The organism is Sphingomonas sp. P2_B6, assembly GCF_056404755.1.
On sequence record NZ_JBFUDK010000009.1, the window covers coordinates 143,807 to 159,080 of the forward strand.

Annotated in this window: 13 protein-coding genes; 6 read left to right on the top strand and 7 right to left on the bottom strand. The window is 66.2% G+C overall.

Going from position 1 to position 15,274, the window contains the following annotated elements; all coding sequences use genetic code 11:
* Positions 1–32: 32 nt before the first annotated feature.
* Complete coding sequence (locus AC1DX5_RS14525) at positions 33–944, top strand: family 8 glycosyl hydrolase (protein WP_478016150.1); 912 nt, start codon at positions 33–35, stop codon at positions 942–944.
* Positions 945–1,039: 95 nt separating this feature from the next.
* Here AC1DX5_RS14525 and AC1DX5_RS14530 read toward each other — a convergent pair whose 3' ends face one another.
* The 4 genes from AC1DX5_RS14530 to AC1DX5_RS14545 form a co-directional block, all read right to left on the bottom strand.
* Entirely contained in the window at positions 1,040–2,620 is a 1,581-nt protein-coding gene (locus AC1DX5_RS14530; RefSeq protein WP_478016151.1) for an AMP-binding protein, read from the bottom strand.
* Positions 2,617–4,269, bottom strand: coding sequence for a carboxylesterase/lipase family protein (locus tag AC1DX5_RS14535; protein WP_478016152.1), 1,653 nt, complete (start codon positions 4,267–4,269; stop codon positions 2,617–2,619). The genes AC1DX5_RS14530 and AC1DX5_RS14535 overlap by 4 nt, the downstream gene beginning before the upstream one ends.
* Before the next feature lie 65 nt (positions 4,270–4,334).
* A complete protein-coding gene (locus AC1DX5_RS14540; protein ID WP_478016153.1) occupies positions 4,335–5,381 on the bottom strand; it encodes a serine hydrolase domain-containing protein in 1,047 nt (348 codons plus the stop codon).
* Positions 5,382–5,383: 2 nt separating this feature from the next.
* A complete protein-coding gene (locus AC1DX5_RS14545) occupies positions 5,384–6,154 on the bottom strand; it encodes a GntR family transcriptional regulator (RefSeq protein ID WP_478016154.1) in 771 nt (256 codons plus the stop codon).
* A gap of 230 nt (positions 6,155–6,384) precedes the next feature.
* Here AC1DX5_RS14545 and AC1DX5_RS14550 point away from each other — a divergent pair, with 230 nt between their 5' ends.
* From AC1DX5_RS14550 to AC1DX5_RS14560, 3 genes are read left to right on the top strand one after another with little or no spacing between them, the layout of a single operon-like run.
* A complete protein-coding gene (locus AC1DX5_RS14550) occupies positions 6,385–8,790 on the top strand; it encodes a TonB-dependent receptor (RefSeq protein ID WP_478016155.1) in 2,406 nt (801 codons plus the stop codon).
* 45 nt (positions 8,791–8,835) lie between these two features.
* Positions 8,836–10,134, top strand: coding sequence for an MFS transporter (locus AC1DX5_RS14555; protein ID WP_465169859.1), 1,299 nt, complete (start codon positions 8,836–8,838; stop codon positions 10,132–10,134).
* A gap of 15 nt (positions 10,135–10,149) precedes the next feature.
* Positions 10,150–11,460, top strand: a complete 1,311-nt coding sequence (locus tag AC1DX5_RS14560) for a hypothetical protein (RefSeq protein WP_478016156.1) — start codon at positions 10,150–10,152, stop codon at positions 11,458–11,460.
* On the opposite strand, the gene AC1DX5_RS14565 is transcribed toward AC1DX5_RS14560, so the two are convergent.
* Positions 11,423–12,043 (bottom strand): glutathione S-transferase family protein, encoded by a 621-nt coding sequence (locus AC1DX5_RS14565; protein ID WP_465174243.1) that lies wholly within the window; start codon positions 12,041–12,043, stop codon positions 11,423–11,425. The genes AC1DX5_RS14560 and AC1DX5_RS14565 overlap by 38 nt on opposite strands.
* Before the next feature lie 149 nt (positions 12,044–12,192).
* Here AC1DX5_RS14565 and AC1DX5_RS14570 point away from each other — a divergent pair, with 149 nt between their 5' ends.
* Complete coding sequence (locus AC1DX5_RS14570) at positions 12,193–12,417, top strand: ParD-like family protein (protein WP_465169862.1); 225 nt, start codon at positions 12,193–12,195, stop codon at positions 12,415–12,417.
* Positions 12,401–13,189, top strand: a complete 789-nt coding sequence (gene map, locus AC1DX5_RS14575) for a type I methionyl aminopeptidase (protein ID WP_465169863.1) — start codon at positions 12,401–12,403, stop codon at positions 13,187–13,189. The genes AC1DX5_RS14570 and map overlap by 17 nt, the downstream gene beginning before the upstream one ends.
* 136 nt (positions 13,190–13,325) lie before the next feature.
* On the opposite strand, the gene AC1DX5_RS14580 is transcribed toward map, so the two are convergent.
* Both AC1DX5_RS14580 and AC1DX5_RS14585 read right to left on the bottom strand, forming a co-directional pair.
* Complete coding sequence (locus AC1DX5_RS14580) at positions 13,326–14,708, bottom strand: FAD-containing oxidoreductase (RefSeq protein WP_478016157.1); 1,383 nt, start codon at positions 14,706–14,708, stop codon at positions 13,326–13,328.
* The gene (locus AC1DX5_RS14585; protein ID WP_478016158.1) at positions 14,705–15,169 is read right to left on the bottom strand and encodes a DUF4126 domain-containing protein; all 465 of its coding nucleotides are present in this window, start codon (positions 15,167–15,169) and stop codon (positions 14,705–14,707) included. The genes AC1DX5_RS14580 and AC1DX5_RS14585 overlap by 4 nt, the downstream gene beginning before the upstream one ends.
* Between the last annotated feature and the right edge of the window lie 105 nt (positions 15,170–15,274).

Consider the following 15,274-nt stretch of genomic DNA (forward strand, 5'->3'; position numbering starts at 1 on the left):
GCTCGCCCGCCCAAACCCAGCCCGCGTCTGTGATGCCGGGCTGGGAGGGCTTCAAGGCAGCCTTCGTCGCAGTGGACGGTCGCGTCATCGACACCGGCAATGGCGGCATCAGCCATAGCGAGGGCCAGAGTTACGCGATGATGCTGGCGGTGGCGGCCGGCGACCGGGCGGGCTTCGACCAGGTCTGGCAATGGACCGAGGCCCATCTCGCACGGCCCGACCTGGCGCTGTACGCCTGGCGCTACGATCCTGGCGCGGCGACGCCCGTGGCCGATCGCAACAACGCCACCGACGGCGACTTGATGATCGCCTGGGCGCTGGCACGGGCGGGCGACCTTTGGCACGATGCGCGCTACAAGGATCGGGCAGCCGCGATCCGCGCGGCGATCCTGCAGAAGCTGGTGGTCGTCCGGGGAAACCGGCATCTGCTGCTGCCGGGGCTGGAAGGGTTCGCCAGCGGCACCCGTACGACGCTCAATCCTTGCTATTATATCTGGTCGGCCTTGGACGATTGCGCGCGGCGCGATGGACGCGTCTGGCGGCCGGTGATTGCCGATGGGGAAGCGTTGCTGCGCGCGGCGCAATTCGGCCCGAACCGGCTTCCCGCCGACTGGATCGACGTAGGCAATGACGGCACGATCTCACCGGCGGCCGACAAACCGCCGCGTTTCGGGTTCGACGCCATCCGCGTCCCGCTTTTCGCCGCAACCAGCGGCCGCGGCGCCCTGGTCAAGCCCACCATTGATTGGTGGCGCGGGCTCCTGGCAAAGGGCACACCGATCCCCGCCTGGATCGACGTGACGACGGGTAATATGGCACCCTATCCGCTCTCGCCCGGCGGCATGGCGGTAGTCGACCGGGCTCTGGGCAAAGTCGCACCGAGACCGCTTGCGACCGACTATTACGCTGCGGCGCTCCAATGCCTCGTTCCGCTTCTGGGCTAAGGCGCTATCGCTGCGTCGGCGGCAGCGTGCGCCCTGCACTTTCCAGTTCACGCTCCGCCCGAGTGAACCCGTAAGCGGGCGCTATCTCCGCCCGGTCAGTCGGCGCCATGGGCCAGGCGGAGCTGGATCTTGTCGACCTTGCCGGTGGCGGCCAGCGGCATGGCGGGGATTCGCACCACGGCATCGGGTATCCACCAGGACGCCACCCGGCCGCGCAGCGTCGCCAGCAGTTCCTGGTCGGAAATTTCCTGATCCCCGCGCAGCTCGACCAGCAGGACCGGGCGCTCGCCCCATTTGAGATCGTTGCGACCGATCACGGCAGCCAGTGAGACTTGCGGCAGCGCACCGATGACCGCTTCGATCTCTGCCGGGTTGATCCATTCCCCGCCGGACTTGATGAGATCCTTGGCGCGACCGGTGATCATCAGATTGCCCTTGCGGTCGATCTTCGCCAGATCGCCGGTATCGAACCACCCGCCGGCATCGGTCGCCGGCTGGCTCTGGCCGAAATAGCGCTCGATCACCGCGGCGCCGCGAACATGGAGCCGGCCTTCCCGGTCGCGTTGCTGCTGCAGCGGATCGCCATTCTGGTCGGCGAGCATGAGATCGACGCCGAGCGCCGGTCGGCCCGAAATCGCCGCGCTGCGTTCCGGGTCGCTGAGCACCGCGAAGGTGCCGACCGGGGACAGCTCGGTCATGCCCCAGCTCGTCTGGACCACCACGCCAAGCTGTTCCTCGATCCGGGTCATCAGCGCGGGCGGCATCGGCGCGCCGCCGACAATGATGCGCCGGAGGGACGGCAACCGCGTACCGGTCGCGCCGAGATGCTCGCAAAGCCCCAGCCATACGGTCGGCACGCCCACGGCGACGGTAACGCCCTCGGCCTCGATCAGTCGGGCCAGGCTGGCGCCATCCGTGCGACGGCCGGGCAACACGAGTCTCGCGCCCGTTGACGGCACGGCAAACGGCAGGCCCCATGCATTGGCATGGAACATCGGCACCACCGGCAGCACCGTATCCGCCCTGCTGATGCCGAGCACGTCCGCCTGCAACAGGCGCAACGTGTGCAGGAAGCTGGAGCGGTGCGTGTAGGTGACGCCCTTGGGCGCGCCGGTCGATCCGGACGTGAAGCACAGGCCGCTCGGCGCGGTCTCGTCGAAATCGCCCCAACACGCCGTCTCGTCCGCCAGCTCGATCAGCGGGGCAAGCGCGGCCACGATGTCGTTATCGGCCGGCACCACCTCCCCATCGATGATCAGCACGCGCTCGATTCCCGGCGCGCCTTCCGCGACCTGGAGCGCGAGCCCCAGCAGGTCGGCGCTCGCGATCACTATCCGCGCCTCGGACTGCACCAGCATCGCGGACAATTGGGCAGCCGTCAGCCGGGGGTTGAGCGTATGGCAGACTGCGCCCATGCCCATGACCGCGTACCAGACCTCGACATGCGCCTGGCTGTTCCATGCCAGCGTCGCCACCCGCTGGCCGACTCCAACGCCGAGATCGCCGAGGACGCGCGAGACCTTCAGCGCGCGCGTCTTCAGCCCGGCATAGCCGATCCGCTCGATCGTGCCGTCCTCGCGAGCGGTCGCCACCTCGGCATCGGGGTGCCACTTCGCCGCATGGTCGAGGATCCGATCCAGCGTCAGCGGGAAATCCTGCATCGCACCATCGATCATCTGCACCTCTCCGATGCGGCCGGCAGAACCGGTGCCGCCACGCCGACATTCCAGTTCCAGGGGATGTTTCCCGCCGCCCGGCGGCGGCACACGACCTCATCGTGCAGCCGGAACTGGCCGGCCATGAGATCCGTCGCGACCTGTGGCGTGCCGGCAAAAATCATATAGGCGGATCGTTCACCATGGGATGGCCAGGCGGGCTGGTTGCGCGCAGCCGGCGCGCCGGATCGCGCGAAGGACGCCCAGTAATCGACCATCGCATCGGACAGGGCGCGCTCGGCGGCCGTGTCGGGAATCGCCGGCCATAGCGGCGTGACCCGATCGATCGTGCCGAACATGTAAGGCACTTCGGAGGCGTGGAAGGCGTGAATGCCGGCATCGTCGGCCGCCGGATAGCCATGGTCGAAATAATAGAGATAGGCGGGCATGCCGATCGTCGCCTGATCGCGCACCAGACGCTGCGACGTCCATCCGAAAAACCCGTCGCGCGCCGCGGCCAGCATGGTCGCCGCGACGTTCTTCGCCGGATAATGGAGCAGGAAAGTATCCGCCAGGTCGCCATAATTGCGGCGGATGGCGGCCTCATACTGCGCGGCGTCATAGTGCGCAGGGTCGGGCAGGCCCGGCAATATCGCGCGCATCGTCCCGATCTCGCCGGCGGTGAAACCGGTCATCAGCGGCACATGCGCCTGCTCGCCGCGCTCGAACGTCTCGATCAACTGGCGGGTCAGCGAATGCCCGTCGACCACCGCCGTCGAGGCGAAGCCCGCTTTCCGCGCCAGCTCGGCAAGCTCAGCGGAATCGATCGCGCGCAGATCGGCGATGCGCTTCGCGCCGGCGGCTGCGGCGAAATGCTCGCCCAGCGCCTCGGCCGATGGCACACCGAAGCGCCCATGCTTCAGCTCGGGGATGTTCATGAGCGACGCGCTCTGGACCACGGCTTTGGCGAACAGCCCCCGGGCCAGCGGTGACGCGAGCAGATGCAGGATGGCTAGCCCTCCCGCGGACTCCCCGGCGATCGTCACGTTGCCGGCATCGCCACCGAACGCGGCGATGTTGCGGTTCACCCAGCGCAACGCGGCGACCTGGTCGAGCAGGCCATAATTGCCCGACGCTCCGTCCGGCGATTCGGCGCTCAATTCGGGATGCGCGAGATAGCCGAACACACCGAGGCGATAGTTGATCGACACCATGATGATGCCGCGTCTCGCGAAACCGGCGCCATCGAACATCGCCTGCCGGGACGATCCGCGGATCAGGTTGCCGCCGTGAATCCACAGGAACACCGGCGCGTTCTTCGCCCCGGTCGGCGCCCAGATGTTGAGCGTCAGGCAATCCTCGCTCATCGCCGGATAGGTTTCGGCATAGATGCTGCCGGCGGGCGCCGGTGGTTGCTGGCAGGCGGCGCCGAAGCTGGTCGCGTCGCGCACCCCGGGCCAGGCGGGAAAGGGCTCGGGCGGCTTCCAGCGCCGTTCCCCGACGGGCGGCATCGCATAGGGCACGCCCCTGAACACCCGCTGCCCGTCAGCCTCGGTTCCGCGAACCGCGCCCGCGGGTGCGCGGACGATCGGTGCCGCGCCGGAGTCCGGGGACAGGGCCCCGCAGAGCATCGCTGCGCTCAGCGCCGCGATGCGATGCGCAATCGCCATTTATGGCCTCCCTTTTTCGTTATCGATGACGGACGCGCAGCGGTCCGCTTGCGGCAACCGGCCGGTCAGCCGATCACTTTCGTCAGCCGCAGCCAGAGTTGCTGGTCGAAATCCTTGTCGCCCGCGGCCGCGCCCATGCGCACTACGACGAGCTTCTTGCTCGGGACAACGTAGAGGCGGCGCTCGAACGCTCCCAGCGCGGCCACCATATCCGTCGGCGCGGCGGGGACCAGTGGGCCCTCCTTGCGGCCACCCAGCGCACGCATGCTGTACGCGCCGTTGTTCAGCCACCACAGCCTGCCATAAGCGGGGTTGGTCGAAGACGGCGTGAACATCGCCTTGAAGCTCTCTTCCGAAACGAGGCGCTTGCCGTCCTTCGCGACGCCGCCGTTCAGGATCATCAGCCCGAACCGCGCCGTATCGCGCGGCGACGTCACCAGGCCGGTATCGTTGCCGACCGAGGCCAATGCGAGCGGCCGCTTGCGCCACGCCGTATCGTTCATGCCCAAAGGCGCGGTCAGCCAATCATGGGTGATGACCTCCAGCGACTGTTTCGCCGCCGCGGTCACGATGCGCTTGGTGATCGCATAGACCGGGGTGTTGTAATAGAAGGTCGTTCCCGGCGGCGCCTGATAGCCGAACTTGTCGTTGAGGCCCGAGCTCATCGTCAGCACGTCGATGACGCGGATCTTTGCCTCCTGCTCGGCCGAAGCCTTGGACCAGCCCGTCCCGATATAGGCCGAGACCGGCTTTTCGACGTCGATCAGCCCCTTGTCGATCGCCACCGCGACGAGGACTGAAACGAAGCTCTTCTGTTGCGAGGCGACATCCTCGAGCAGTTCGCCCTGCTTGTTCCGCTCATAGACGAAGCTGGCGAACAAGGGGTCGCCAGTCGGGGCCGGCCAGGCCTTTTCGACCAGGACCTTCCCGTCCTGGATGATCAGGAACCCCGTGCTGTTCTGGTTGCGCAGATAGTCCAGCAGGTTCGACATTGCCGGCGAGGACGTCTTTTCGGCCTGGCCGGCCGGAACCGGCGGCGCGGCGGGCGCGGCGGTCGTGGTGGCCAGCGCCGCCGCGACAAGCATTGCCTTGATGGACGAACGCAGGATCATGTCTATCTCCGGTTGGCGGCGGCGCGGCGTTTGACTGGCTTGGCAGGCGCAGACGGCGCGTCCTCCCGAACGCTGGAACCGCGCGCCAGCATGATCCGCGCGACTTCGCCTTGCATGAAATACAGAATGTCGCGCGCGGCCTGGCTAGCCCCGTCCGCGTCGCGCGTGACGAGCGCCGCGCGAACGCGGCGCCAATGGCCATAGGGGCCGGGCGTGTTCGCCGTGATGGCGAGCGCGACATAGGAGAAATGGAACCGCGTCTTGCGGCGGACCGCTTCGATCATCTTCTGGGCGTCCAGGCTCGCCGATTCCGCCATCTCGCTGAAGATCGACTCGCTCAATTCGATGATCTGATCAGCCGGCGCGCCGCTCGCCGCGTCGCTCAGCATCTGATCGATCTTGACCAGCATCCGCCGAATCGTCGTGTCCGAGGCCCGCCGGCAGGCGAAGCGAGCCGCCAGACCGTAAAGCGCGGCACGCAGCTCGTAGAGATCGAACACTTCCTCGACCGTGGTCGCGGAAATTCGGGCACCGCGATTTTCCTCCAGCTCGACCAGGCCGTCGTCGCCAAGCGCCCGCAGCGCGCGGCGCACGATCGACCGCCCTACCCCGAATTCGCTGCACAGCCGCGCCTCGCGAAGCCATTCGCCAGGGGCGAGCTCGCTCCTCTGGATTTTCAGGCGCAGCGCGCTTGCCACATCGTCGGCAGTCGGCGCCGGCTGTGGTGAGACATCACCCCGACTCTCGGCCGCCGTGTCGTCGTCCGGGCTCAAGCTTGATGGTTTTGCCTTGCTGGTCAACGCCGTACCTCTCCCAAGATCGTCGCATCGGTCGGATGCTCGCCGATCTTGCACCATCATTCCTATTGCGGCCACCGCTCAGCCGCAAGATGTTTTGTCGAACCATTGATATCATATTGTCGTACAATCTGTTGACATGGATGGGCGATAAACGGATGATTGACCCACAGCGCCGCAATGAACGAGCGCCAATGGGAGGATGCATGCGAGCTTTTCTTGCCACGACCGCAACCCTTGCGCTCGTCGTCGCCACGCCGGCGCTTGCCCAGACGTCGGCCGGCACGTCACAGGATTCCCCTGTAGGCGCGCCGGGTGTCACCGCCGCCCCCGCTGACCAGGCCAGCGAAAGTGTCGCTCCCAGATCGGATGGCGATGTCGTCGTCACCGCGCGCCGGCGCGAGGAGAGCATCCGTAACGTGCCGGGCACGATTTCGGCGGTGACCGCCGGCCAGCTCGACTCCAAGGGGCCGGTCGCCGGTTCGGGTGATCTGCTAAGCACGGTCCCGGGGGTCCGCTTCAACGATGTCGCGAGCGAGAATCTCGCCGAGATTTCAGTGCGTGGATCGGGGACGGCACGCGCCACGGGTGCGGATTCGGGCGTCGGCCTGTTCGTCAACGGCGCCTATGCCGGCAGCAGCACGCTGGGCGGCCGCAACTTCAAGACGCTCGATTATTTCGATCTGGAGCGGGTGGAGGTCCTTGAGGGACCGCAGGGCGCGCTGTACGGGCGCAACTCCGAATTCGGCGTGGTCAACATCGTGCTCGCCAAGCCCAAATTCCAGGACAGCGGCTATATCCGGGACGGCTTCACCTTCGGGCAGAACCAGAACCGGCTTGCCGTGGTCGTCAACGAAGCCGTGAGCGACCAGGTCGCCATTCGCATCGGCGCCGAAGGCTATACGCAGGACAAGGGCTTCTACTACGACCCCAATCACGACAAATATTATGACAGCACCAGAGGGTGGACGGCGCGCGGGCAGATCCGCTTCCGCAGCGGCCCAATCGACGCGACCCTGCTGGTGGATGCGCAGGACCTTAAACTGCCGAGCTTCGTGAACAGCCTGGTCGTGCCGGGCGGCGGCGTGAACCCCGCGATCCCGCTGGGCTTCACCCAGTCGCGCTTCACCTTGCCCCACACGGGCGACGACGGGCTGCAGCAAAAGGTCCAGCGGGCGATGCTCATGGTCAGCTACGACCTTGGCGGCGGCATCACGCTCGAATCGACCAGCATGGCCACCAAATGGCATTCCAGCCAGCAATATGCGGCCGCGATCGACCTTGCGACGGCGATCAGCCTGCGGACCAAGGGCGAGATCGGCATCTATCCCTTCGGCCAGGTTCGGACCGATGTGAAGGATCGCACGCTCTACCAGGACCTTCATCTGCAGGGCACCGCCGCCGGCGGGCGCCTGACCTGGATCGCGGGTGCCGAGGGGCTCTATCAGAATGACGATTATGCGCTGGTGATCGGCTCCTCGCCCTGCGCGTTCACGCTGGCCGGCAGCTTCTGTACCGGCACGCCCACTGCGCCAGTCTGCGTCAAGCCGCTGCCGACATCGCTGAACTGCCCGGCGACCTTCCCGCTGATCTTCGGGACGGACAGCCGCACCAAGCAGCGCATCTACTCGCTCGCCGGCTATGCCTCGCTGCAATATGCGATCGGCGATGTGACGCTCGTCGGCGAAGGCCGGTTCTCGCACGATTACAAGACGGCGACCCAGGGCATCACCGCGCTGTACACGACCACCTACACCAAGCTGCCGACCACTTATGCGTTCAGCTCGAACCAGCCGGTCTTCACCCTGACCGCCAGCTACAAGGTGCCGGGCGTCGCCTCGACCCTGCTCTATGCCAAGGTCGGAACCGGCTATCGCGCCGGCGGCGTCAACAATGGCACCTTCAACGCCAATGCGCCGAACCCATTCGTCTTCACTTATGGCAACGAGAACACGATCGGATACGAAGCGGGCATCAAGACCAGCATCATCCCGAAAATCTTCTTCCGCCTGTCGGCCTATCTGTCGCGTACCAGCGATGCGATCACCAGTATCAACGATGGCTGCACGCTGACCAATGCGTGCCTCACCGCGGGACAGATTTTCAACATCAATGGCGGCACCATTCATGCCCGCGGCCTCGAAGCCGCGATGGACGGGCGCTTCCCGCTGGCCGGCGGCCTGTTCTCGGTCGGCCTCAACGCCGCCACCCAGAGCGCCTCTTTCGCCAAGGTGCCGGCGGGCGTCACTGGTCTTCCGGTCCAGGGTTCGGCGGTCGCGCAGATCCCCGACTGGACGATGTCGGCGTCGCTCGATTACCGGCGGCCGATCTTCAGGAATGTCGTCGGCTTCGTGAACCTGAGCTATGCCGGCCAGCGCGGCGGCAGCCAGGACACCATCACCGCGGCCACCCCCCTCATTCCGATGTCCGATTTCGATATTTTCGGCACGCGCGCGGGCCTCAACATCGGCAAGGCACAGGTCGCGGTCTTCGTGCGCAACCTCACCGATCGCCAGATCGAGGTGCTCAAATTCACCCAGGCGGGCTACCCGCTCTCGGTCCGCTACAACAAGCCGCGGACCATTGGAATCAACCTGTCGTACCGCTGGTAATCCGGCACCAGGGATCCGTGCCGCTTGCCATTGGGAGAGAAGAGCTTGTCAACGCAACAGCCGCCGGCGGCCAGGCCGAGCATCAGGGTGGCGTTGATCGCCTCCGCCGGGGCGGCCGTCGAATGGTATGACTTCTTCATCTACGGCACCGCCGCGGCGCTGGTTTTCCCCAAGCTGTTCTTCCCGCCCGAGCTGCCGCTGTTTGTCGCGCAGATCGCGGCGTTCAGCACCTTCGCGGTGGGATTCATCGCGCGGCCGCTCGGCGGCATGGCCTTCGGCCATTTCGGCGACAAACATGGCCGCAAGCGCGCCCTGGTGCTCGCCATGTTCCTCATGGGACTGGCGACGACGCTGATCGGCCTGCTGCCAGGCTATGCGATCGCAGGGAGCCTGGCACCGCTCATGCTCGTGATATTGCGCTTCATCCAGGGCCTCGCGGTCGGCGGGCAATGGGGCGGCGCGGCACTGCTCGCGATCGAAAGCGCGCCGGCACATCGTCAGGGCTTCTACAGCAGCTTCGTCCAGGTCGGCGTGCCGTTCGGTGTGGTGCTGGCGAACACCGTGTTCCTCATCACCAGCGCGCTGATCGATTCGAACGCCTTTCTCGTCTGGGGCTGGCGGATCGGATTTCTCGTCAGCATCGCGCTGATCTTCATCGGCCTGATCATTCACTGGACCATCCCCGAGCCGGACGCAGAGCCCGGTGCGCCCCCAGCCGTGACAGGCCCAAAACCGCCATCGCCGCTGCGAACCCTGCTCACGGGCCACAGCCGCGTCGTCCTGCTCGCCGGCGGCGCATTCGTCGCGAACAACACCTGCTTCTATGCCGCGATCACCTATGCGGTGGCCTATGGCACCGCCACGGTGGGGATCGCGCGCGACGTGATGCTGCTGGCGGTAATGGTCGGGAGCATCGCGATGATCCCCGCGCTGATCCTCTGCGGCGCGCTGTCGGACCGGTTCGGGCGGCGCGGCATCTTCATCCTCGGCGCGGTGCTCTCAGGCGCCTGGGCCTTCGCGATGTTCCCGCTGATCGATACGGGAGAGCCGCTGGCGGTGGTGCTGGCGATCACGCTCGAGCTGATCTTCATCAGCATGATGTACGGCCCGCAAGCCGCCTTGTTCGCCGAACTTTTTCCGAAGGAGGTGCGCTATTCGGGCGCGTCGCTGGGCTATCAGATCGGCACGGTGTTCGGCGGCGGCTTCGCGCCGATCATCGCCACTGCCCTGTTCGCGCATTATCAAAGCAGCGCGCCGATCTCGATCTATCTGGGGGCGATGTGCGTGGTATCGCTGGTCAGTATCATGCTGCTGGGCAAACCCGCGCCTGCTCGCGCCGGATGAAGAAGGAAACGCACCATGCTCACGCCTGACAGGCGCAGCTTTCTCGCCGGCAGCGCCGCGTTACCGGTGACAGCGGCGATGGCGAAGGTCCCTGCCCGGCTTTCCGCCATGGTCGCGGCCGATCTCGAGAAATATATCGGCTTCGGCAGCAAGCAGGCCGGCGGCATGGGCGACAACGCCTGCGGCACCTGGCTCGCCTCGGAAATCGAGAAGCTCGGCTTCAAGGTCGAGCGGCAGGATGTCTCGACGCCCTGGTTCGAGCCGGAGCGCAGCGAACTGGTCTGCGGCGCGGCCAGGGCCGCGGTATGGCCGCAGCCGATTGTAATGCCCACCGGGCCCGAAGGCGCGACGGGTCCGCTCGTCCGCATCGATGCCGGCGGTCAGGCGGATGCGCCGCTGGCAGGGGCGATCGCGCTGGTCGACCTGCCGTTCGGCCGGTGGTCCACCGCGCTGGCCAAGCCGATCCGGGCGCCGATCGCCGCTGCCTTCGCCGCCGGCGCCAAGGCAGTCATCGCCATCACCAACGGCCCGACCGGCAAGGTGATCGCGCTCAACGCGGACGGGCGCGAACCGATGTTTCCCGGACCGGTCGCACTCCTCGCGCCCGACGACGCCCGGCCGTTTCTGACCGCGGCGATTCGCAAGGAAGCAGCGACGCTGTACGTCACCGGCAAGGGCGGCCGCCGCCCGGCCTTCAACTTCATCGGCCGGATCGATCGCGGCAGGAAAAGCTGGCTGGCGGTCTCGACGCCGCGATCGGGCTGGTACGGCTGCGCCGGCGAGCGCGGCCCGGGGATCGCCGCCTGGCTGTGGCTGGCGCGCTGGGCCAGCCGCGCCGTGCTGGACTACAATCTCGCCTTCATCTGCAACACCGGCCATGAATATGAAAATCTCGGCGCCGCGGAGGCGCTGAAGGCCACCGCGCCGCGCCCCGAAGACACGCATTTCTGGCTGCACCTCGGCGCCAATGTCGCGGCGCAGGACTGGCACGAGATCACCGGTGCGCGGCTTCCCAGCATCGACCCCCAGCGCTTCCTGTCGGTCAGCCCGGCGCTGCTGCCGCTGGCGCGCACCCTCTTTGCCGGCCATGTCGGACTGGAAGCGCCCTATTCGAGCGCGCTGCTTTCGGCCGGAGAGCAGATCGAGATTCTTGCCGCCGGATATCGAAATGTCGCCGCGGTCTTCGGCATCCACCGCTTCCATCACGGCGCGGGCGACGATGCCCGATGCGTATCCGCGACCAACGTGGCCGCAACCGCCGCGGTCTTTCAGCAAATGCTCGAGCGGGTCATCCGGCGAGTTCCTGCCTGGCCAATGCCCGCTTGAAGGCCGGGCGCTCGCTCAGGCGATCCAGATAGGCGATGCAATTGGGCTTGTAGCGCGCGTCGAGCCCCAGCGACCGCCCCATGTACAGCGCAAAATGCACCGCGATGTCCGCGATCGTGAACCGGTCGGCGCAAAGGAATTCGCAATCCCGAAGCGCGGCCTCCACGCTGCGCAGCCGTGACAGATACCAGATCGTATAATCCTCGACCGCCTGGGGAAGCCGGCGTTCCTCCGGCTCCAGCTCGGAATAGCGCAGCACGATCGTTTGCGGGAAGGTCAGCGTGGCATCGCTGCGGTACAGCCAGTTGAGATATTCGCCATAGGCCGGCTCGTCGCGCGCGACGCGCAGAGGCGTCGTTTCGACCTTGTCGACGAGATAGTGGCAAATCCCGGTGGATTCGGTCATCGTCAACGCGCCATCGATCAGTGTCGGCACCGTGCCGAGCGGATTGATGTCCAGATAGCCGGGATAGGCGAACCGCGCCGGTGCCGGCATCGTCACCAGTTCGAAGTCCAGGCCAAGCTCCTCCAAGGTCCATAACGGACGCAGCGATCGCGCATCCTTGCAGTGATAGAGCTTCACGCGCTTCCCCTTTTCCAGCCTGCTTCATGCCGGGAAAGGGCAGGATTGCAACGGCGTTCGCCCGCTATTTCGAGCGTCAGACACACCCCTTGGCCCGCGCATATACGATCTGTATACGCCATATAAACGAATCATATGCGGAGACCCTGATGGGCATTGTGAACATAGACGACGATCTGCACGATCAGGTGCGAAGGGCGAGCAAGGTAACCTTTCGATCGATCAATGCGCAGGCCGCCTTCTGGATCAAGGTCGGCATGCTGTGCGAGACCAATCCGACGCTCAGCTTCGCCGAGATCATCGCACGCGAGCTTGGCTCCGCCGGCTTCTCGCCTCAGCCATTGGCCGTGGTCGAGCATGACCAAGCAGCCTGAGGAACTGGCGCTGCTGGCCGAATCCGGTCGGCTGCTGGCCTCCGTGTTCGGGTTGCTGGATCGCACCCCGCTCGCCGGCATGTCGACGCTTCAGGTCGATGACATGGTCGAGCATTTCATCGTCCATGACCTCCAGGCCCGGCCGGCGAGCAAGGGCCAATATGGCTACGGCTTCGTGTTGAATGCGTCGGTGAACCACGTGGTCTGCCACGGCGTCCCGTCGCCGACCGAAATGCTTCGCGACGGCGACATCGTCAATTTCGACATCACGCTCGAGAAGAACGGCTATATCGCCGATTCCAGCAAGACCTATCTCGTCGGCGCGGTGAATCCGGCCGCCAGGAGGCTGGTCCAGACCACCTACGAAGCGCTGTGGATGGGCATCCGCGCGGTTCGGCCGGGCGCGCGGCTCGGGGACATCGGCTGGGCGATCGAACGCCATGCCAAGCGCAACGGCTATTCGGTGGTGCGGGAATATTGCGGTCACGGCATCGGCCGGGAGATGCATGAGGAACCGCAGATCCTGCACTTCGGCAAACCGGGAACTGGCCTCACCTTACGGGAGGGCATGGTGTTCACGATCGAGCCGATGCTCAATCGCGGCCGGCGGAGCGTGAGGACCGAGGAGGACGGCTGGACTGTCGTGACGAACGACGGGTCGCTGTCCGCGCAATTCGAACACACCGTCGCCGTCACCGCGTCGGGCGTGTCGGTGCTCACGCTGCGCGCCGACGAACGGGACATGATGAGCAGAATGAAGGTCGCGGCCTGACCGAGCGTGCCAATTCTCTCGACAATTCATCTTAAATCATTGATTTACAACTATAGTTCCGAAAAGGTCTTGCCATCAAAAATGTCAGTGAACTGCCTGACATTTTGGGCAATCCGGGTCCAGGCACCGGCGCGACTTAGCCCTTTGGCGGCTGAAGCCCGCCCAACAGGGTCGGGATGAGCTCCGAAACGGTCGGGTGGATCGGCACCGCCCATTGCAGCACCGGATAAGCGAGATCGGCATGCATCGCGTCGATAATGCCGTGGATCGCCTCGTCACCGCCGACGCCGAGAATCGCCGCGCCGAGGATCTTGTGCGTTTCTGCATCGGCGACGACCTTCATCAGGCCGTTGGTCTCGCCCTTTTCGATCGCGCGGGCGACCTGGCTCATCGGTCGGGTCGAGACCAGGAGCGGCCGTCCCGTTTCGCGCGCCTGCGCCTCGGTCATGCCCACGCGCCCCAGCGGCGGATCGGTATAGAGGGCGTATGCCGATACGCGCTCGCTCACCTTCCGGTCCGCGCCGTCGAGCAGGTTCGCCGCGACGATCTCGTAATCATTATAGGCGGTATGCGTGAAAGCACCGCGACCGTTGCAGTCGCCCAGCGCCCAGATGCCCGGCACATTGGTCGCCAGCCGGTCGTCGACCGCCACATAACCGCGTGCGTCGGTGGCCACCCCAGCCTTGTCCAACCCGAGATCGTCAGTGTTCGGCCGCCGCCCGATCGCGAGCAGCACATGCGACCCGATCACTTCGGGCGCGCCCTCGGTGCAATCGACCTTGACCGCGGTGCCATCCGGATGGGCTGGAAAGGCGATGCAGGTCGCGTTGATGCGCACCTCGATCCCCTCGGCGACCAGCATGTCGCGGATAAGCTCCGAGATATCCTCATCCTCGCGCGCGATGAGGCGCGGCGACATCTCGACGACCGTCACCTGAGCGCCGAACCGGCGGAACGCCTGTGCGAACTCCAGGCCGATATAGCTGCCGCCGACCACGACGAGATGCCGCGGGAGCTCGGCAAGATCGAGGATCGAGACGTTGGTGAGCGGGGTGATCAGGTCGATCCCCGGCATCGGCGGCACATTGGCGCGGCCGCCCACATTGAGGAAGATCCTCGGCGCGGTCAGCGCCTCGCCATCCACTTCGATCGTATCAGGCGCAGTGAAGCGGGCATGGCCATGGATCAGGGTCAGCCCCTCCATCCCGACCAGCCAGTCCGTCAGCCGGCCGCGCGAGTCTGACGCGACCGCCGCCGCGCGGTCGCGCACGCGCTTCATGTCCGTGATCGGCGGGCCCGGCAGGTCGACCCCATATTCCGCCGCCCTGGCCGCGGCGTGGGCGACATAAGCACTCGCCACCATGGCTTTGGTCGGTGTGCAACCGGTGTTGACGCAGGTGCCGCCCAAGCGATCGCGCTCGACCAGCGCGACAGTCATCCCGGCCGCCGTCAACCGGCCGGCGAGCGACGGACCCGCCTGCCCCCCGCCGATGATGATCGCGTCGAACCGGCGGCTCATGCCGCGGCCGAGACGATCAGGAAGGCCCCGATGATCGCGACCGCATCTTCGAGGAACGCCGCCGGCCGATCGCTACCGAACAGGGCTGCAAGCTTGCCCCGCACCGCCGCGCCACCCAGGGTCCCGATCACGGCACCCACCGCGCCCGCGGCAATGCCTGTGATAAGCGATCCTGCCGAGGCGCCGATCGCGCCACCGCTGAGCCCACCCATCACGATGCGCGCAATGAACTGCGGCGGCACCTTGCGGCTGGGCGTCGAGGGCAGCTGGTCGGTCACCAGCTCAGCCAGGGCGGCGAGCGAAAAGATCCAGGGCGTGAAGCGGTAGCCGAGAAAGGCGAGCCAGGTGCCGTCGAGATGCAGCCAGCCGAGATGCGCCGCCCAGCTGACGGCGGCGGGCGCGGTCATTGCGCGAAGGCCGGCGACGACGCCGATGAGCAAGGCCAGGATCAGGACGGTCATCAGCGGTCTCCTTCAGGTTGCGGCACGATATCGGGTGATATCCGCCTGCGCCATCACTACCGGCGCGGACGACACTGCCTATCGTCCGCACCGGTGCCAGGACTA